At 72.4% G+C, this 18,185-nt stretch carries 16 protein-coding genes; 7 read left to right on the top strand and 9 right to left on the bottom strand.

From position 1 onward, the window contains the following. Positions 1 to 295 precede the first annotated feature (295 nt). The 7 genes from ACGH48_RS04495 to ACGH48_RS04465 form a co-directional block, all read right to left on the bottom strand. Complete coding sequence (locus ACGH48_RS04495; protein WP_123313242.1) at positions 296 to 1,678, bottom strand: MFS transporter; 1,383 nt, start codon at positions 1,676 to 1,678, stop codon at positions 296 to 298. A gap of 312 nt (positions 1,679 to 1,990) precedes the next feature. After that, positions 1,991 to 3,028 (bottom strand): NAD(P)-dependent alcohol dehydrogenase, encoded by a 1,038-nt coding sequence (locus ACGH48_RS04490; RefSeq protein ID WP_396290344.1) that lies wholly within the window; start codon positions 3,026 to 3,028, stop codon positions 1,991 to 1,993. After that, a complete protein-coding gene (locus ACGH48_RS04485; protein WP_396290342.1) occupies positions 3,025 to 4,344 on the bottom strand; it encodes an ROK family protein in 1,320 nt (439 codons plus the stop codon). Before ACGH48_RS04485 ends, ACGH48_RS04490 begins: the two co-directional genes overlap by 4 nt. A 112-nt stretch (positions 4,345 to 4,456) precedes the next feature. Beyond that, on the bottom strand, positions 4,457 to 5,509 hold the full coding sequence (locus tag ACGH48_RS04480) for a sugar phosphate isomerase/epimerase (RefSeq protein WP_340196565.1): 1,053 nt from the start codon (positions 5,507 to 5,509) through the stop codon (positions 4,457 to 4,459). A gap of 34 nt (positions 5,510 to 5,543) precedes the next feature. Continuing rightward, on the bottom strand, positions 5,544 to 6,644 hold the full coding sequence (locus tag ACGH48_RS04475; protein ID WP_123313610.1) for a Gfo/Idh/MocA family protein: 1,101 nt from the start codon (positions 6,642 to 6,644) through the stop codon (positions 5,544 to 5,546). Next, entirely contained in the window at positions 6,641 to 7,348 is a 708-nt protein-coding gene (locus tag ACGH48_RS04470) for a ThuA domain-containing protein (protein WP_396290340.1), read from the bottom strand. Before ACGH48_RS04470 ends, ACGH48_RS04475 begins: the two co-directional genes overlap by 4 nt. Continuing rightward, the gene (locus tag ACGH48_RS04465; RefSeq protein WP_340196562.1) at positions 7,345 to 8,526 is read right to left on the bottom strand and encodes a Gfo/Idh/MocA family oxidoreductase; all 1,182 of its coding nucleotides are present in this window, start codon (positions 8,524 to 8,526) and stop codon (positions 7,345 to 7,347) included. The genes ACGH48_RS04470 and ACGH48_RS04465 overlap by 4 nt, the downstream gene beginning before the upstream one ends. 97 nt (positions 8,527 to 8,623) lie before the next feature. Here ACGH48_RS04465 and xylA point away from each other — a divergent pair, with 97 nt between their 5' ends. The 3 genes from xylA to ACGH48_RS04450 are packed head-to-tail and all read left to right on the top strand — an operon-like array spanning position 8,624 to position 12,331. Next, on the top strand, positions 8,624 to 9,814 hold the full coding sequence (gene xylA, locus ACGH48_RS04460) for a xylose isomerase (RefSeq protein ID WP_396290339.1): 1,191 nt from the start codon (positions 8,624 to 8,626) through the stop codon (positions 9,812 to 9,814). A gap of 12 nt (positions 9,815 to 9,826) precedes the next feature. Next, positions 9,827 to 11,296, top strand: a complete 1,470-nt coding sequence (locus tag ACGH48_RS04455; RefSeq protein WP_396290337.1) for a xylulokinase — start codon at positions 9,827 to 9,829, stop codon at positions 11,294 to 11,296. 12 nt (positions 11,297 to 11,308) lie between these two features. Further along, complete coding sequence (locus tag ACGH48_RS04450) at positions 11,309 to 12,331, top strand: acetylxylan esterase (protein ID WP_396290336.1); 1,023 nt, start codon at positions 11,309 to 11,311, stop codon at positions 12,329 to 12,331. Between the two features lie 78 nt (positions 12,332 to 12,409). Here ACGH48_RS04450 and ACGH48_RS04445 read toward each other — a convergent pair whose 3' ends face one another. Further along, positions 12,410 to 13,324 carry a phosphotransferase gene (locus tag ACGH48_RS04445; RefSeq protein WP_396290335.1) on the bottom strand — a complete coding sequence of 305 codons (915 nt, stop codon included), beginning with the start codon at positions 13,322 to 13,324 and terminating at the stop codon, positions 12,410 to 12,412. A gap of 24 nt (positions 13,325 to 13,348) precedes the next feature. After that, positions 13,349 to 14,299 (bottom strand): AraC family transcriptional regulator, encoded by a 951-nt coding sequence (locus ACGH48_RS04440; RefSeq protein ID WP_340196558.1) that lies wholly within the window; start codon positions 14,297 to 14,299, stop codon positions 13,349 to 13,351. A gap of 254 nt (positions 14,300 to 14,553) precedes the next feature. Here ACGH48_RS04440 and ACGH48_RS04435 point away from each other — a divergent pair, with 254 nt between their 5' ends. From ACGH48_RS04435 to ACGH48_RS04420, 4 genes are all read left to right on the top strand, one after another. Then, the gene (locus ACGH48_RS04435; protein ID WP_123313231.1) at positions 14,554 to 14,775 is read left to right on the top strand and encodes a hypothetical protein; all 222 of its coding nucleotides are present in this window, start codon (positions 14,554 to 14,556) and stop codon (positions 14,773 to 14,775) included. An 85-nt stretch (positions 14,776 to 14,860) separates the two neighbouring features. Then, positions 14,861 to 15,457: a TetR/AcrR family transcriptional regulator gene (locus ACGH48_RS04430; protein WP_396290334.1), complete on the top strand. Its 597-nt coding sequence runs from the start codon at positions 14,861 to 14,863 to the stop codon at positions 15,455 to 15,457. 49 nt (positions 15,458 to 15,506) lie between these two features. Next, entirely contained in the window at positions 15,507 to 17,129 is a 1,623-nt protein-coding gene (locus ACGH48_RS04425; protein ID WP_396290333.1) for a long-chain fatty acid--CoA ligase, read from the top strand. Between the two features lie 12 nt (positions 17,130 to 17,141). Then, positions 17,142 to 18,155 (top strand): glycosyl hydrolase family 18 protein, encoded by a 1,014-nt coding sequence (locus ACGH48_RS04420; RefSeq protein ID WP_396290332.1) that lies wholly within the window; start codon positions 17,142 to 17,144, stop codon positions 18,153 to 18,155. Positions 18,156 to 18,185: the final 30 nt, after the last annotated feature.

Here is an 18,185-nt window from a genome sequence, read left to right as displayed (position 1 = left end):
TCCATCCTGGCGCACCCGCGCTGCGGAGTCCGGCGGAACCGCGGCGCTGTGCACAACGATGCGCACAACCGCAGCGGTGCGGGGAGAGGCACCGAGCCTCCTGGCCGCACCGGTGCAGGGAGAGGCACCGAGCCTCCTGGCCGCCCCGAACGCGAGCCGACCCGAGCCGAGCCGACGTTCCTTCCCAGAACGGCCGCGATGGAAAACGGAAACGGGCGTACCGGGTCGAAAGAACTGACCAGGTACGCCCGAATACACCAGCGACGCCCGGAACGCCCAGCCCAGCCCAACCCACCTACGCGCGCAGCGTCCGGGGCTCGGGCTTCACGAACGCCATGAGCACCAGCCCCGCGACGAGCACCACCACGATCCCGAGGATGCCGAAGCGCGTCGAGCCGCCGATCGTCACGGCGACGCCGAACAGCGCCGGCGCCAGGAACGACGCCGCCCGGCCGGTGGTGGCGTAGAGGCCGAAGAGCTCGCCCTCGCGGCCGGGGGTCGCCAGCCGCGCCAGGTACGCCCGCGACGACGACTGCACGGGTCCGACGAAGAGCGCCAGGGTGAGCCCGAGCACCCAGAACCACTCGGTTCGCGTGCCCGCGGCGAGCACGCCGAGTCCGCAGGCGGCGAGGCCGATCAGCGACACCATGATGAGCGCACGCGAGCCGAACCGGTCGTCGAGCCGTCCGGACACGAAGGTGGCGACGCCCGCGACGACGTTCGCGGCGATGGCGAACACGATGACCTGCGATGCGCTGAAGCCGAACACCTGGGCCGCGATGATGCCGCCGAACGTGAAGACCGCGCCGACACCGTCGCGGAAGACCGCGCTGGCGAGCAGGAACGCGAGTACGTTGCGCCGTTCGCGCCAGAGCCGGGCGATGTCACGCCCCAGGTCGCGGTAGGCGCCGAGCACGCCACCGGTCCCGCGCGGATCGGGCGCGGCCTCTGGCACCACGATGAAGAGCGGGATCGAGCTGACCGCGAGCCACACGGCGGCGATGCCGATCGCGACGCGGACGTCCCACTGCCCGGTCGCGACGGTTGCGGGCAGCTGCAGGAGCCCGCCGACGACACCGTCGCCCCGGAAGTCCTGGATGCAGAGGACGAGCAGCACCACGAGCAGCACGATGCCGCCGAAGTAGCCGGCGGCCCACCCGATCGCGGAGACCCGTCCGGTCCGTTCCCCCGACGCGATCTGCCCGATCATGGCGTTGTAGCCGACGCTCGCGATCTCGTACGCGACCGTGCCGATGCCGAGCAACGCGGCGCCGAGCACCAGGTACGGCTGGCTCGGCGCGACGAACACCATGCCGCCGATGGACAGGACGATGCCGATCGTGGCGATGAGGACGGACCGGCGCCGGTGCCCGGACGAGTCCGCCAGACGCCCGATCGCCGGGGCGACGAGCGCGACGACGATGCCGGCGATCGTCAGCGCCGTGGAGACCACGGCGGCGTTGTGGGCGAGCTCGCGCTCCACGAAGGCCTTGCCGGTGGCGGAGGTGTCGGCCACCCGCGCCGGGTCGACGAACGCCCGGCTCGCCAGGTACGTGCTGAACACGAAGGTGGTGACGACCGCGTTGAACGCGGCGGAACCCCAGTCCCAGAGCGCCCAGGAGACGAGCGCGCGCCGGTCGGTGCGCTGCGGCACGACGGCGGCCGGTGAAGCGGTCATGCGCGAACCGTAGCGCGTCCCGGTGACGCGGCGGTGGCCCCGTTCCGGGTCACGTGCCGGACGGGAGGCCCGTCGCGGCCTGGCCACGCGCCTCCCGTCCGCACCGTGCGCACGCCGTCACCCCGTGCGCGCTTCCACGCACTGTGCCCGGCTACAACGCCGCACCAGACGGCCGACACCGCACCGTCCGACGGGCCGGGCACCGTGCGTGCGTCGTCACCCGGTGCGAGCTTCCACGCACCGTGCCCGGCTACAACGCCGCACCAGACGCGCAACGCTGCCCGGGCCGGCGAAAGCCGCACCGTGCGCGCGTCAGGCGGGCACGCCGCCGGGGTAGACGACGGACTTGAGGGACTCCGGGTCGGTGTCGCTCTCGAGGGCTTCGCGGACCTCGTCGAGCCCGAACCGACCGGTGACGAGCGAGTCCAGGTCGACCTGCCCGGACGCGACCAGGCCGATCGCGACCGGCCACGTGCCGGTGTAGCGGAAGATCCCGGTGACGGTGACCTCGAGGTTCTGGATGTGTTCGACCGGCAGCGTCATCTCGGAGTTGCCGAGCCCCACGAGCACCGCAGTGCCGGCCGGCCCGACGGCCTTGATGCCGTCGGACACGGCGCGGGGCGCACCGCTGGCGTCGATGAAGGCGTCGACCGGAGCGATGTCGGACACGACGGACACCGTGGTCGGGTCGACGACCTCGGTGGCGCCGTACTGCAGCGCACGCTCCCGGCGCTCGGGGACGAGGTCGCTGACGACGATCCGGGTCGCACCGAACGCCCGCGCTGCCTGTGCGCAGATGATCCCGATCGGACCGGCACCCGCGATCAGCACCGAGGAGCCGGGGACGATGCTGGCCTTCCGGACCGCGGCGATGCCGACCGACAGGGGTTCGAGCAGGGCGCCGGCCTCGAACGAGACGGAGTCGGGCAGGACGTGCGCGAACTCGGCCTCGATGGTGACGAACTCGGCGAAGGCCCCGTCGACCGGGGGCGTCGCGTAGAAGCGCATGTGCGGGCAGAGGTTGTAGCGGCCGGCGAGGCACTGCGCGCACCGGTGGCACGGACGCTGGGGTTCGACGGCGACGCGCTCCCCGACGCGAGCGGGGTCGACGCCCTCGCCGACGGCGGTGATCGTGCCGGACAGCTCGTGCCCGAGGACGAGGGGCTCCTCGACGACGAAGTCCCCGATGCGGCCGTGCCGGTAGTAGTGCACGTCGGAGCCGCACACCCCGACCGCGGCGACCCGGACGAGGACGTCGCCGGGCTCGACCGCGGGGACGGGGCGGTCCTCGACGGTCAGGTCCTGGGTGCCGAGCAGCACGCTGGTGCGCTGGCGCTGGATGGAGGTCATGGGGTTCTCGCTTCCTCGGCCGCGTCGTCGCGGTCGGACGTGGGGGTGGTGGTGGCAACCGCGGTGGTCACGGTGCCCGGGTCGTGGAGCAGGTCGCGGAAGCCGATCTCGGCGGCTCCGTGCACGAGGACGTCCCTGCCCAGTGCAGCCGGGACGATGCGCAGCCGATCGGCCGTGCCCGCCATCGACTGCGCACGGACGGCGGTGACGATCCGGTCGCCGACGTGGTCGAGCAGCACTCCGAGGAACCCGCCGAGCACGACGACCTCGGGGTTGACGGTGTGGATCGCGTTGCGGAGCGCGGTGGCGAGGGCATCGACCTGCCGGTCCACGACGCGTTCGGTCGCGGGGTCGTCGGCGGCGAGCGCTCCGGCCAATGCGGCGAGGTCGTCGGGGGCCGTCCCGGCGACGGTGGTGAGGGCGTCACGCGAGGCCTCCGTCTCGAGGCACCCGACGGCTCCGCAGTGGCAGCGGATGCCGTTCGCCGCGACGAACGTGTGGCCGAGCTCGCCGGCGTACCCGTCGGCGCCGCTGAGCGGCCGTCCGCCCGAGATGACCCCGCCACCGATGCCGCTCGCGCCGCCGTTGAGGTACACGAGGTCGTCGACGCCCCGCCCGCTGCCGGCGAGGCGTTCGGCCCATGCCCCGAGGTTCGCGTCGTTGGCGGCACGGACCGGCAGTCCCGTGCGGTCGGCGAGCGGAGCTGCGAATGGTTCGTCGTGCCAGCCGAGGTGCGGCGCGTACTGGACGCTGCCGTCCTCGGCGCGGACCGTCCCGGGGACGGCGACGCCCACCCCGACGAGCCGCAGCCGCCCCGGGGCGGGCGCGGGCCCGGTGCCTGGAGCGGTGGTCTCGGCGCCGGTGGTCTCGGCGCCGGTGGTCTCGGCGCCGGTCACTCGGACCTGATCGAGGAGCCGGGCGACGACGTCGACGGCCTCGGCAGCGGAGGGTGGGCGGACCTGCGCCTCGACCTGCCGCCGCCGGACGGTGCCGTCGAGCCCGACGAGGGCCACCTCGACGGCGTCGATCTCGACCGTGACGGCAGCGGCCACCACGTCTGCCGAAGCCCGCACGATCGGGCTCGGGCGACCGACCCCGGATCCAGCCGACCCGGCGGGCGGTGGGCCTTCGTGCACCAGCCCGAGCTCGACCAGCTCACCGACGAGTGCGAGGGTCGTGGACCGGTTCAACCCGGTGCGGCGGGTGATCTCGGCGCGTGCGATCGGGCCGTCCTCGTGCACCAGGCGGAGGATGCGCGCGGCGTTGCTCGGCGCCGGGGTGTGTGCCGGGCCCGTCGTGCGGTCGTGTTCCGTCACAGAATTTCCCAGGACGTCCGCGATGGGAAGCGGGATCGGGCATACCTGGTCGGAACAAACGACCAGGTACGCCCGAGATCACCAGGTACGCCCGGAACGACCCCGCGCACGCTCACGCCCGCGACCGCGAGAACGCGGCGTCGAACGCGGCCGACGGCGGCGCGATCGTGCCGAGCTGCCGGACGAACGCCAGCGCCTCCGGGCCGCCGACGAGCCGGTCCATGCCGGCGTCCTCCCACTCGACGCTGGTGGGTCCGGTGTAGCCGATGTGGTTCAGCACGCGGAACACCCGCTCCCACGGCACGTCACCGTGTCCGGCGGTGACGAAGTCCCACCCGCGTCGGGGGTCGCCCCACGGCAGGTGCGACCCGAGCCGGCCGTTGCGTCCGTCGAGCTGCTTCACCGACTCCTTGCAGTGCACGTGGTAGACGCGGTCGGCGAAGTCGAGCAGGAACGCGGCGGGGTCGAGGTCCTGCCAGACGAAGTGGGACGGGTCGAAGTTGAAGCCGAACGCCGGCCGGTCCGCGAAGAGCTCCAGCGTGCGACGAGCGGTCCAGTAGTCGTAGGCGATCTCGGACGGGTGCACCTCGAGCGCGAAGCGGACCCCGACCTCTTCGAAGACGTCGATGATCGGCGACCAGCGGTCGTGGAAGTCCTGGTACCCGGCGTCGATCATGGACGGGGGCACGGGTGGGAACCCGGCGACGGTCTTCCAGATCGACGAGCCGGAGAACCCGGTGACGGTGTCCACCCCGAGTGCCGCAGCGGCACGGGCGGTCCACTGCAGTTCCTCGGCCGCGCGCTGCCGGACGCCCTCGGGGTCGCCGTCGCCCCAGACGTGCGGCGGCAGGATGTCCTCGTGCCGCTGGTCGATGGGGTCGTCGCACACGGCCTGGCCGACCAGGTGGTTCGCGATGGTCCACACCTGCAGTCCGTTGCGTTCCAGGATCGCCCTGCGGTCGGCGACGTACGAGGGGTCCGTCGCGGCGCGCCGGACGTCCAGGTGGTCGCCCCAGCAGGCGATCTCGAGTCCGTCGTACCCCCAGTCGCCGGCGAGCCGGGCGACCTCCTCGAAGGGCAGGTCGGCCCACTGTCCGGTGAACAGCGTGACCGGCCGGGAGGCCCGGGTCGGCTCCGTCTGGTCGCTCGCGTCCGTCGTCGTCATCGTCGTCGTCCTTCCGTGCGGTGGTCGGGGTCCGTCACCAGGATCCGGGGGTGGACCCGGCGGGGACGGTGGCGGGTCGGTCGACGCGCGAGTGCACGTCGACGACCGTGTGGTCGCGGGCGGCGGCCGAGACGGCCTCCATGACCTCGAGCACGTGGAACGCGAGGTCGCCGGAGGCTCGGTGCGGCCGGTCCGTCGCGATCGCGTGGGCCATGTCGGCGAGGCCGTAGCCGCGACCGGCGTCGGCGTACCCGGCGGCGACGGGCAGCTCGCGCCACGCGCGGTCGTCCGCGGTGGCGATCGACACCGGGTCCGAGAACCGGTTGGGATCCGGGACGCCGAGGGTGCCGGCCGTGCCGTACACCTCGAAGAGCGGCGCGCGGGTGGCCCAGACCTCGAACGAGACGGTGACGGTCGAGACCACACCGTTCTCGTGTTCGAGGATCGCGACCACGTGTGTGTCGATGTCGACCGGGATCGACGTGCCGGCGTTCGGGCCGGTCGCGATCGTCCGCTCGCGAGTGGAACGCGTGGCGCTGCCGCTCACCCGGACGACCGGCCCGAAGAACGTGACGAGGCTGGTCAGGTAGTAGGGGCCCATGTCGAGCAGCGGTCCGCCACCGGGCTGGTAGTAGAACGCGGGTGCCGGGTGCCAGAGCTCGTGGCCGGGGGCGCTCCAGGCGACGGCCGCGCCGACCGGGGTGCCGATCAGCCCGTCGTCGAGGGCGGCCCGAGCGGTCTGGATGCCGGTGCCGAGCACGGTGTCCGGGGCACTGCCGACCCGGAGGCCCGCGGCCCGGGCGGCATCGAGCACCGGTTCGGCCTCGGCCGTGGACATCGCCAGGGGCTTCTCGCCGTAGACGTGCTTGCCGGCGGCGAGCGCCCGGGTCGCGACGTCGGCGTGGGCGGCGGGGATCGTGAGGTTGAGCACGACGTCGACGTCGTCGGCTGCGAGCAGCTCGTCGACGCTCGTGCCGCGCACGCCCTGTGCGGCGCCGACCGTCTGCGCCCGGTCGACGTCGAGGTCGGCGACCGCCACGAGCGACAGCCCGGGCAGCGCCGGGAAGTGCTCGAAGTACTGCTGGCTGATCACGCCGACCCCGACGACGCCGACCCGCAGTGCTCGTTCGTTCATCGTGCTGCCCACAGGAGTCCCCGTTCGATGATGGTGCGGAGTGGCTGCGACTCGACGACCTCGAGGCGGTGTCCGGGCGCCGAGACGAACACGCGGCCCTCGCCCCACTGCCGTGTCCAGATCGCCGGTGCGGTGACCGGTCGGTTCCAGGCGTCGAAGTCGCGCGCGTCCTGGGTGGTGGTCGCGAGGACGTCGTTGTACTCGTCGGACAGCACCCAGTACTGCTCGGTGACGAGGTCGAAGTCCTCGATGCCCTGCGTGATCGGGTGCGACCGGCCGAGGTCGGTGAGGTGCACCGTGTACGGGATGTAGTTGTCGGACTGTTCACCGACGCGCTCGTCGGGGTGCTTGCCGGCGTGGTGGGCGAACTGTCCGCCGACCATGTGCAGGTAGTCGGCGGTGTTCCGGAACGCGTCCGCGATGCCGCCGTGCCAGCCGGCCAGTCCGGCGCCGCCCAGGACCGCGCGCTGCAGCCCGGCGAACTCGTCGTCGGCGATGGTCGACATGGTGACGATCTGCACGATCAGGTCGACCTCGTCCATGACGGCGGCGTCTGCGTAGACGGCCGTCGAGTCCGACACCCGGACCGCGAACCCGTTCTCGCGCAGGAACGGGACGAACAGGTCGGTGGTCTCGACGGGCTGGTGGCCGTCCCATCCCCCGCGGACGACCAGGGCCAGGCGGGTGCCGTCGGCGGCGGTCACGAGGTCGCCGTCCAGCTGCTGCCGTCGGCGGCGCTGCGTTCGACGGCGTCGAGCACGCGCTGCACGTGCAGGCCGTCCTCGAACGAGGGCGACGGGTCGGTGCCGGACACGATCGCCTCGACGAAGTCCTTCACCTGGTGGCTGAAGGTGTGCTCGTAGCCGATGAGGTGTCCGGTGGGCCACCACGCCGCCATGTAGGGGTGCTCGGGTTCGGTGACCAGGATCCGGCGGAAGCCCTGCTCCCCCGCGGGGGCCGACGACTCGTACAACCGCAGTTCGTTCATGGACTCCAGGTCGAACTGGATCGCGCCCTCGGACCCGCTGATCTCGAGCGTCAGGCCGTTCTTCCGGCCGGTGGCGTAGCGCGTGGCCTCGAACGTGCCGATGGCTCCGTCGGCCGCGCCGCCTCCGAGTCGGGCGGTGAAGAACGCGGCGTCGTCGACGGTGACCTGTCCGCGCTCGCTCGACGCGGTGCCGGAGAGCCCGACCCCCTCGGCCATCAGCGGACGTTCGGTCACGAAGGTCTCGAGGGTGCCGGACACGGTGGCGAGCGACGCACCGGTGACGTGCTCGACGAGGTCGATCGCGTGCGCGCCGATGTCGCCGAGCGCACCGGAGCCGGCCTGCTCCTTGTCGAGCCGCCAGGTCATCGGGCCGTCCTCGTCGGCGAGCCAGTCCTGCAGGTAGAGCGCGCGGACCTGGCGCACGGTGCCGATCCGGCCGTCCTGCACGAGCTGTCGGGCGAACGCGATGGCCGGCACACGGCGGTAGCTGAACCCGACCATGGCACGGACCCCGTGCGACCGGGCGGCAGCGGCTGCGGCGGTCATCGCCTCGGCCTGTTCGACGGTGTTGGCGAGCGGCTTCTCGCACAGGACGTGCTTGCCGGCCTCGAGCGCGGCGATCGCGATCTCGACGTGCGACGAACCGGGCGACACGATGTCGACGACGTCGATGTCGGGGTCGGCCACGACGGCACGCCAGTCGGTCGACGCCGACTGCCAGCCGTACTGCGCACGGGCGCTCTCGGTGCGTTCCGGGTCGCGCCCGACGATCACCGCCATCTCGGGTTCGACCCCGAGGTCGAAGAACCTGGGGGCGGTCCGCCATGCCTGTGAGTGCGCGGCCCCCATGAAGCCGTGTCCCACCATGGCGATCCGCAGTCGTTCCTGTGCCATCCGCTCGCTCCTTTGCGATCACGTCCTTGCCACAGCCAACACTACCGCTTATGTTGGGCGCGGCAACATTTTGTTTCGACGACGAACGGTGACCACCATGGCAACGACGCCCACCCGTGCAGACAAGTTCTCCTTCGGTCTCTGGACCATCGGCTACAACGGCTCCGACCCCTTCGGCGGGCCCACCCGTCCGGCCCTCGACGTGGTCGAGGCGGTCGAGAAGCTCGACGAGCTCGGCGCCTACGGCCTGACCTTCCACGACGACGACCTGTTCGCGTTCGGTTCGACCGACGCCGAGCGGCAGACGCAGATCGACCGCCTCAAGGGTGCGCTCGACGCCACCGGCCTCATCGTGCCGATGGTGACGACGAACCTGTTCTCCGCCCCCGTGTTCAAGGACGGCGGCTTCACCTCGAACGACCGGCAGGTCCGCCGGTTCGCACTCCGCAAGGTCCTGCGCAACATCGACCTCGCCGCCGAGCTCGGTGCGTCGACGTTCGTGATGTGGGGCGGCCGCGAAGGCTCCGAGTACGACAGCGCGAAGGACGTGCAGGCCGCGCTCGAGCGGTACCGCGAGGCCGTCAACCTGCTCGCCGACTACGTCACCGACAAGGGCTACGGCATCCGCTTCGCCATCGAGCCGAAGCCGAACGAGCCCCGCGGCGACATCCTGCTGCCGACCCTCGGCCACGCGATCGCGTTCACCGAGACCCTCGAGCGCCCGGAGCTGTTCGGCATCAACCCGGAGGTCGGTCACGAGCAGATGGCGGGCCTGAACTTCACGGCCGGCATCGCCCAGGCGCTCTACCAGGGCAAGCTCTTCCACATCGACCTGAACGGCCAGCGCGGCATCAAGTACGACCAGGACCTGGTGTTCGGACACGGCGACCTGCAGAACGCGTTCTCGCTCGTCGACCTGCTCGAGCACGGTTCGCCGCAGGGCGGCCAGGCGTACGACGGCCCGCGCCACTTCGACTACAAGCCGAGCCGCACCGAGGACATCTCGGGCGTCTGGGACTCGGCCGCCGCGAACATGCGCATGTACCTGCTCCTCAAGGAGCGCGCGCAGGCCTTCCGTGCCGACCCCGAGGTGCAGGCCGCACTCGAGGCCTCGAAGGTCGGAGAGCTCAGCACGCCGACCCTGAACGCCGGCGAGTCGTACGACGCCTTCCTGTCCGACCGCTCGGCGTACGAGGACTTCGACGCCGACGCGTACTTCGGCGGCAAGGGCTTCGGCTTCGTCCGGCTGCAGCAGCTCGCAATCGAGCACCTGCTCGGCGCGCGCTGACGGGCTGCGGGGATGACACAGCTCGTCGCCGGCGTCGACTCGTCGACCCAGTCCTGCAAGGTCACCGTCCGCGACGCCGCGACGGGCGCCGTCGTCCGTGAGGGGCGTGCGTCCCACCCGGACGGCACGTCCGTCGACCCCCGCCACTGGTGGGACGCCCTCGGCGCCGCGATCGCGGACGCCGGTGGGCTCGCCGACGTCGGTGCGGTCGCGATCGCCGGGCAGCAGCACGGCATGGTCGCGCTCGACGCCGACGGTCGCGTGGTCCGCGACGCCCTGCTCTGGAACGACGTGCGCAGTGCGGATGCAGCCGCGCAGATGGTCGACGAGCTCGGACGGGAGGCGTGGGTCACCCGGACGGGTCTGGTGCCGGTCGCGTCGTTCACCGGTACCAAGCTGCGGTGGCTCCGCGACGCCGAGCCGGACAACGCCGGCCGCGTCGCGGCCGTCGCGCTCCCCCACGACTGGTTGTCGTGGCGGCTGCGCGGGTACGGCCCGGCCGACGAGAGTCCGCTCGGGCCGGACCTGGACGCCCTGGCGACCGACGCCTCGGACGCCAGCGGCACGGCCTACTGGGACCCGGTGCGCCGGGAGTACGACCCGGAGCTGTTCGAACTGGCGCTCGGCCGCCCGATGCGCGTCGCCGGGTCGGAGCCGGCCGAGGACACCGTCGTCGTGCCGCGCGTCGTGGCGCACGACGAGGCGATGGGGACGCTCACCGTCGACGTGACTCTTCCGAGCGGCCGGGCCGCACCGGCCGGCCTGCTCGTCGGCGCGGGACTCGGCGACAACGCCGGTGCGGCACTCGGCCTCGGGCTCGGCCCGGGCGACGTCGCGGTGTCCCTGGGGACCAGCGGAACGGTCTTCGGTGTCACCGGTACCGACGTCCTGGACCCGAGCGGGACCGTGGCGGGCTTCGCCGACGGAACCGGGTCGCGCCTCCCGATCGTCACGACGCTCAACGCGGCCCGCGTGCTCGAGGTGATCGGCGGCCTGCTCGGCGTCGACCACGACGCGCTCGGCGAGCTGGCGCTGCAGGCGCCCGCCGGGGCCGACGGCCTGGTCCTGGTGCCGTACTTCGTCGGCGAGCGCACGCCCAACCGGCCGGACGCGACCGCCTCGCTGCTCGGGATGACCCCGGGCACGACGGACCGACCGCACCTGGCGCGCGCCGCGGTGGAGGGCATGCTGTGCGCCCTGGCCGACGGGCTCGCCGCGGTCGAGGGCACCGGCGTGACCGTCTCGCGACTGCTGCTCATCGGCGGCGCGGCCCGGAACGAAGCCGTCCGGACCGTCGCCGCGCAGGTGTTCGGGCGGGACGTGCTGATCCCGGAACCCGGCGAGTACGTGGCGTCCGGGGCCGCGCGGCAGGCAGCATGGGTGCTGACCGGCACGCTGCCGTCGTGGGACACCGCGACGACGACCGTGCCGGCGGACCCGCACCCCGAGGTGCTCGAGCAGTACCGCGCCGCGACGCGCTGACCGAGGAGACCCATGGCACGCACCGACCTCCCGCTCGACGAACTCCGTCGGTACCGCCCCGCGGTCCGGCAACCGGCAGACTTCGACGCGTTCTGGGCGGACACGATCACCGCGGCCCGGGCGGCCGGAGCAGGGACGGCTCCCGTCCTCGCTCCGGCCGACACCCCGGTGACCGGTCTCGTCGTCGAGGACCTGACGTTCCCGGGCTTCGCCGGCGACCCGGTGCGCGCCTGGGTCTCCCGTCCGCTCGCCGGTCGTGACACCGCGCTGCCCGTCGTCGTCGAGTTCCTCGGCTACGGCGGCGGCCGCGGGCGCCCCGGCGAACGGGTGCACTGGGCCCTCGCCGGGTACGTGCACGTCGTCATGGACACCCGCGGCCAGGGCAGCGGGTGGGCCGGCGGCGACACCCCCGACCCGCACGGCTCCGGACCGCACGCGAGCGGGTGGATGACGAGCGGCATCGGCTCCCCCGCCGACCACTACTACCGCCGCGTGTACACCGACGCCGTCCGCCTGGTCGACGCCGTGCGGACGCTGCCCGGTGTCGACCCGGCACGCATCGCCCTGACCGGCGGCAGCCAGGGCGGCGGCATCGCCATCGCCGCCGCCGCACTGGTCGAGGCCCACGTCGGACCGATCACCGCGGTGCTGCCCGACGTCGCGTTCCTGTGCGACTGGGAGGGCGGCACGGACGTCGCCGTCGGCGGCCCGTACCTGGAACTCGCGACCTACCTGTCCGTGCACCGCGACGCAGCCGAGACCGTGTGGGACACCGCGGCGTACTTCGACGGGGTGAACCACGCCGCCGGCATCACCGCACCGGCGCTGTTCTCCGTGGCCCTGATGGACGACGTCGTCCCGCCGCGCACCACCTTCGCCGCCTTCAACGCGCTCGGACCGGCCGACGCGCTCGGATCGGCTGACGCGCTCGGACCGGCCGACCGCTGGATCGAGGTGTACCCGTACAACGGGCACGAGGGCGGCGGCTTCCGGCAGTGGGAGCGGCAGGTGGCGTTCCTGCGCGCGCGGGCGTGACGGCAGCTCCGTGCTTCCGGCGCGGACACGCCTCCCGCGACCGTTCGCCGCTCCCGGGCCGCCGCGCTCGCCTGCCGCTCACTCGCTCGACACGCGCTCGATGCGCTCGAGACCGACCCGGCACCGGCCGACGTACTCGGCGTACAGGTCCGGCCGTCGGTCTCTCGCCCACCGGGTCACGTCGACGAGGTGCAGCGCCGTGAGCGACGCCAGCGTCGCGTGGCCAGCCGGGGTGGCCAGCCCGGCGGCAGCGGTGAACTCGTCGTACTCGGCCCGCGAGATCGTCCCGTCGACGAACGCCCACTCGAACACCCGACGAGCGTCGGTCCACGGTGACGGGCCGGTCTCGGCAGCACCCCAGTCGATGAGCACGGGCGCACGATCCGGTCCCCGTGCGATCAGGTTCCGCGGAGCCAGGTCGCCGTGCGCGAGTCCGAACGCGAAGCGCTCCGCGGCCAGCCGTTCGACGTGCCTCCGGAGCGCGCCGGCCGCGGCGTAGGCGCCGTCGTGGCGAAGTGGATCGTCCGCGACGAGCGCCGCGATGTTGTAGGCCAGGTGCGCCGACCACGCCTGGGCCAGGTCGGTGCCGAACCGGGTGTACAGCGACGACGGCGCCTCCCCCAGGTCGATCGAGGCGACGGTCCGCGCGGACGACCCGAGCCACGTCCAGGGGCGATCGATCGGCCGCGGGTCGGGTGCGACGTAGTCGGACACGATGAAGGGGACGCCGTCCTGGACGCCGTGGTCGAGGGGACGAGCGACCGAGATGCCCGCTGCCGCAGCTGCCCGCGCGGCCCACGCCTCGACGGGGAACTCGTCCGAGCGCAGTGGATCGACGGGGAACCGCACGACGACGTCGGCACCGACCGCTCGGCGCACGCGGTACGTGTGGTTCACGGATCCGCCCGGCAGCCGTTCGGTCTGGCCGGCCGAGCTCCCGACGGCGCGCAGGACCGCGTCCAGTCGGTGGCGGTGGGTGTCGTCGTCGAGCACGCACCCATCATGGTCGTCGGGGTGTCACGCCCGCCGCATCGTGTCCCGGGGGTACTCGCCGTGCCGGTCGAGGTACGCGGCCGAGAACCGGCCGGCGTGGGCGAACCCCCACTGCCGGGCCACCTCGGCGATGCTCGTCGCCGCCGGGTCGGCATGCAGGAGCTCGTCGCGCACCCGGTCGAGACGGACCCCGCGCAGGTAGCCGTTCGGGCTGACGCCGAGCTGCCGCTGGAACGCCTGCTGCAGTGCACGCAGACTCAGGGAGGCGACCTCGGCCAGGTCGGTGCTCGTGATCGGCAGGTGCGCGTGCTCGTGCACGTACTCGACGGCCCGGCGGATGTGCGCGTTGCGCGGGAGCAGGAGCTCGTCCGGCAGGGTGGCCGAGACGACCGGGTAGAGCTCGAGCAGGGCCAGCGCTCCCAGCCGGCCCATCTCCGCCTGCAGGAGCGGCGAGACCTGCCGGTCGAGCACGGTGTGCGAGATGAGCTTGACCGTGTTCCGCCACATCGTCACCGCGCGGTCGTCGGGCTGCACGGTGTGGTCGAGTTGCACCGCGCCCGAGGCCGCACCGCGTTCGCCGGCGACCTCCTCGAGCGAAGCCCGGTTGATCTGGACGAGCCGCTGGTCGTAGTCCTGGTAGGTGAACGCGGCGCCGTCCTGCGGCCACAGCTGTGGTCGGCCCGGGGCGCTGACGAGGCGGTCGTCGCCCTCGCCGATGAAGCCGGTGCCGCGGGTGATCCACTGCACCACGAAGTCGTCCGACGGGGTCATCACGCCGTCGAGGTGCCCGTCGAACCGGATCGCGCGCAACGTCATCGTGGTGTCGCCGACCGCCGAGTACCGGAACGTGAAGGGCTGCGCAGTGGTCTCGGCGCGCCACTCGGAGGCGTCGTACGCCCCGACCAGGAAGTCGCGTGCTTCGTCGACGTCAGCGGACCGGACGTCGTCCTGCACGCGCGCTCGTTCATCTGTCATCGGTTCACCGAGTGCAGTGTGACGGACCGGGGGCCAGCCGTCCGCACCGCTGTCCGAGAAGCGCTCCCGACGGCCTCCAGCGCGTGGAACGGATGCTGGATCCGGTGCGGCGATGTCCGGATTCCGACCGACGGGCTGCGTCCGACATCCGCGATCCGCCGACTCCTCGGTCCTGGCGCACACCGCAGGTCCCGCTCCTCCTACGGTCGATTCATCCGGTGGCAACGGGCCGCTCAGGAGAACACGAGGACGACATGACCGCCCTGACCGCAATCCCGGTCCACCCGATCAGCGCACCGAGGCAGGCCTTCGAGTCGGTCTCGATGACGAGCCGACAGGACCGCCACCGCGGGACCTTCACGGAGCTCCGGGACCTCCAGCGTCAGCGCATGCTGCAGATCGCCGCGGTCAGCACCGGCATCGTCTCCGTGAGCGCCCTCGCTTCCGCCGCCGCCGTGCTCGGGCTCTCCGCGTGAACCGCGACGGCTCCGCGGTCGAGGACGTCCGCACCCAGGCCATCGACATGACAGCGCTCTTCGCAGAACAGGAACGTCTCGAAGCATGACGCTCCTCACACTCACGCCCCCGGTCGCCGAGACGCCCGCACAGCGCACCGCTTCCAAGGCCGCCGACGACCTGTTCACGGCGCACGGCGTGATCCCGGTCCGCTTCGAGGACGTCGCCGCCCACGCGGGCATGAGCGTGGACGAGCTGACGTCCGCCTACCCGAGCAAGCAGGCCCTCGTCGTCGCGGTGCTGCGACGCTGGCACGGCGCCTGGCGTCGAGCCCTGGACCACATCGCCACGACCTCGGCGGATCCCCGCGACGAGATCCTCGGCATCTTCAGCTACCTGGAGGAGTGCTTCGCCGACGAGGGCTGGCGGGGCTGCGCGTTCATCAACGGACACGCCGAACTCGGCCGGCAGGACCCGGAGATCGCCGCGCTCGCCGCCGAGCACTTCCGCGACGTCGAGAGCCACCTCACGCTGCTCTGCACCCGGGCGGACATGCCGGCGCACATCGCCGAGACCCTGTCGTTGCTGGTCGAGGGCGCTCGGGTCGAATCAGCCGTGCAGGGCTCGGCGAAGCCCGCCCGGAGTGCGCGGCTCGGTGCGGCCATGCTCATGTCGGTGTTCGAGGAGCGCACGGCGTTCTGACCGCACGTATGATCCGGGGAACCACTCGTCACCGAAGACGGAGACCGGAATGACGCGCACCACCCCCACCGCCGCCGCTCACCACGGCGCCACACGACCGACCCGGGCCACCGCATCGGTCGCCGCGATCCTGGCCGAGTCCGCCGCGCGGTACCCGGACGACGTCGCCGTGATCGTCGGCGACCACCGCACCACCTACGCCGAGCTCTGGTCGGAGACCCTCGCCTACGCCGGAGCGCTCCGCGCCCGCGGGGTCACCGAGGGATCACGCGTGGCGATGCTCGTGCCGAACGTCGCCGACTTCGCCCGCGTCTACTACGCCACGCTCGCACTCGGGGCCGTCGTGGTCCCCGTGCACGCGCTGCTCAAGCGGCGCGAGATCGAGTACCTGCTGCAGGACAGCGGCGCGATGCTGCTCGTCTGCGCCGCTCCGCTGCTCGCCGAAGGTGCGGCCGGGGCCGAGCTCGCCGGCGTCGACGTCGTCACCGTCCTCGCACCGGCCGACCACGACGACCACGACGGCCCGGACCGCCTCGAGGCCCTCGCCGCGGCGGCCGAGCCCCTCGACACCTACGTCCCCCGCGACCCCTTCGACACGGCGACGATCCTGTACACGAGCGGGACCACCGGCAAGCCCAAGGGCGCCGAGGGGTCCCACTTCGCCCTGCTCGAACAGGTCAACACGAACCTGATGAGCACCTTCGACATGCACCGCGGGGACGTCCTGCTCGGCGCGCTCCCGCTGTTCCACACCTTCGGTCAGACCTGCACGATGAACACCGGGTTCCGCACCGGCGCCACCATCGTGATGCTCCCGAAGTTCGACGGCGACGCCGCGTTGTCGGCGATGGTCGAGCACGGCTGCGAGATCTTCATGGGCGTGCCGACGATGTACATGGCGCTGCTCGACGCCGCGACCCGCAACGATGCCCGCCCGACCCTGCGCTACGCGATCTCGGGCGGCGCCTCGTTGCCGTTGGCCGTGCTCGAACGGTTCCAGTCCGTGTTCGACGCGCCGATCCACGAGGGCTACGGCCTCACCGAGACCTCGCCCGTCGCGACCTTCAACCACGTCGGCACCGCGCCGCGCCCCGGCACGATCGGCACACCGGTCTGGGGTGTGGACGTCGAGATCGCCGACCCCGCCACGCCCGACGCGATCGTGCTGCTGCCGCACGGCGAGATCGGCGAGCTCGTCATCCGCGGGCACAACCTGATGAACGGGTACCTGGACCGTCCGGCGGACACCGACGCGGCGATCGTCGACGGCTGGTTCCGCACCGGCGACCTGGGCACGAAGGACGACGACGGGTACCTGACGATCGTCGACCGCACGAAGGACATGATCATCCGCAACGGCTACAACGTGTACCCGCGGCAGGTCGAAGAGGTACTGGCGACGCACCCGGACGTCACCATGGCGGCGGTCTTCGGCGTGCCGCACGAACTGCACGGCCAGGAGATCGAGGCCGCCGTGGTGCTCCGCGCCGGCGCGACCGTCAGCGCCGACGAGCTCGTCCGCTTCGTGTCGGACGAGATCGCGGCGTACAAGTTCCCGCGCGTCGTGCACGTGGTCGACGCCCTGCCCCTCGGGCCGAGCGGCAAGGTCCTGAAGCGGACCCTGGTCGACCGGTTCAGCGCACCGGTGGACGCGGCGGCCGCACCGGCCTGACACACTCGGCACGTGATCACCAGCCCGCGTTCCGTCCTCATCGCCACCGTCCTGACAGCGGGGCTCGTCCTGACCGGCTGCGCAGGCCCGGCGAACGCGCGGTCCAGTACGCCCGACTGGTTCGACGTGACCGGCTTCCAGCCGGAGGGCGCCGACCCCGCGCTGATCGACACGAACGCCTCGGCGATGGACGTCGTCGGCGTCGACGGCCTGCTGCTGAGCCGGACCGGCACGCGTGTCACGACGCCGTCCCGCGAAGCCAGGACGCAGCGCAACCGCGCGCACGCCCGCGGTCTCGAGGCGCAGCTGCTCGTCAGCAACTACGCCGACGGCGACTTCAGCGAACCGATCGCGCGCCGGATGCTCCGGTCCCCCGCCAACCGGTCCCACGTCGTCCGCGCACTCGTCACCGACGTGCGTTCCGGTGGGTGGGACTCGATCATGATCGACCTCGAGGCGTTGACCGCGGCGGACCGGCCCGGGTTGACGGCGTTCGCGCGGGAGCTCCGCGCGGCGGTCGGTGACGACGTGCGGCTCGACATCGCCCTGTCCGCGTCGACGACCGCGGCCGGCTACGCACGCATGGGGTACGACGTCCGGGCACTCAGCGCCCCGCTGGACCACCTCACCCTGATGGCCTACGACCAGCACGGTCCGTGGGAGCCGAACGCTCCGGGCCCGGTCGGGTCGCTGCGCTGGGCGTCGAAGTCGGCCAGGGCTCTCGCCGCCCTCGCGCCCGCCGACCAGATCGTGCTCGGCGTCGCCGGGTACGGCTACCACTGGAAGGGGCCGCGGCCGGCGGGGCAGCTGTCCGACGACCAGGCCCGTCGCCGTGTCCGGAAGGCCCACGTCACCCCGACGTGGAACACCACGGTCGGCGAGTGGACCGCCACCCTGCCCAGCGGCGAGGTGCTGTGGTGGTCGGACGCGCGGTCGCTGCGTGAGCGCGTGGCCCTCGCCGAGCGACTCGGTCTGACCGGGGTGGCCGTCTGGTCCCTGGACCTCTCCGACACCCTCGGGGGTTGACTCGGTCGGCTAATGGTCTTAGCTTATAGC

It is taken from the genome of Curtobacterium pomorum, from assembly GCF_044497295.1.
Lineage (GTDB): Bacteria > Actinomycetota > Actinomycetes > Actinomycetales > Microbacteriaceae > Curtobacterium.
This window is presented reverse-complemented; position numbering and strand designations above follow the sequence as displayed.

Excerpts from the sequence above, each read along its gene's own strand:
- ACGH48_RS04430 (WP_396290334.1), top strand. The coding sequence starts at position 14,861 with ATGACGCTCCTCACACTCACGCCCCCGGTCGCCGAGACGCCCGCACAG.
- ACGH48_RS04450 (WP_396290336.1), top strand. The coding sequence starts at position 11,309 with ATGGCACGCACCGACCTCCCGCTCGACGAACTCCGTCGGTACCGCCCC.
- ACGH48_RS04425 (WP_396290333.1), top strand. The coding sequence starts at position 15,507 with ATGACGCGCACCACCCCCACCGCCGCCGCTCACCACGGCGCCACACGA.
- ACGH48_RS04495 (WP_123313242.1), bottom strand. The coding sequence starts at position 1,678 with ATGACCGCTTCACCGGCCGCCGTCGTGCCGCAGCGCACCGACCGGCGC.
- ACGH48_RS04490 (WP_396290344.1), bottom strand. The coding sequence starts at position 3,028 with ATGACCTCCATCCAGCGCCAGCGCACCAGCGTGCTGCTCGGCACCCAG.
- ACGH48_RS04440 (WP_340196558.1), bottom strand. The coding sequence starts at position 14,299 with ATGACAGATGAACGAGCGCGCGTGCAGGACGACGTCCGGTCCGCTGAC.
- xylA (WP_396290339.1), top strand. The coding sequence starts at position 8,624 with ATGGCAACGACGCCCACCCGTGCAGACAAGTTCTCCTTCGGTCTCTGG.
- ACGH48_RS04455 (WP_396290337.1), top strand. The coding sequence starts at position 9,827 with ATGACACAGCTCGTCGCCGGCGTCGACTCGTCGACCCAGTCCTGCAAG.
- ACGH48_RS04435 (WP_123313231.1), top strand. The coding sequence starts at position 14,554 with ATGACCGCCCTGACCGCAATCCCGGTCCACCCGATCAGCGCACCGAGG.
- ACGH48_RS04475 (WP_123313610.1), bottom strand. The coding sequence starts at position 6,644 with ATGAACGAACGAGCACTGCGGGTCGGCGTCGTCGGGGTCGGCGTGATC.
- ACGH48_RS04480 (WP_340196565.1), bottom strand. The coding sequence starts at position 5,509 with ATGACGACGACGGACGCGAGCGACCAGACGGAGCCGACCCGGGCCTCC.
- ACGH48_RS04465 (WP_340196562.1), bottom strand. The coding sequence starts at position 8,526 with ATGGCACAGGAACGACTGCGGATCGCCATGGTGGGACACGGCTTCATG.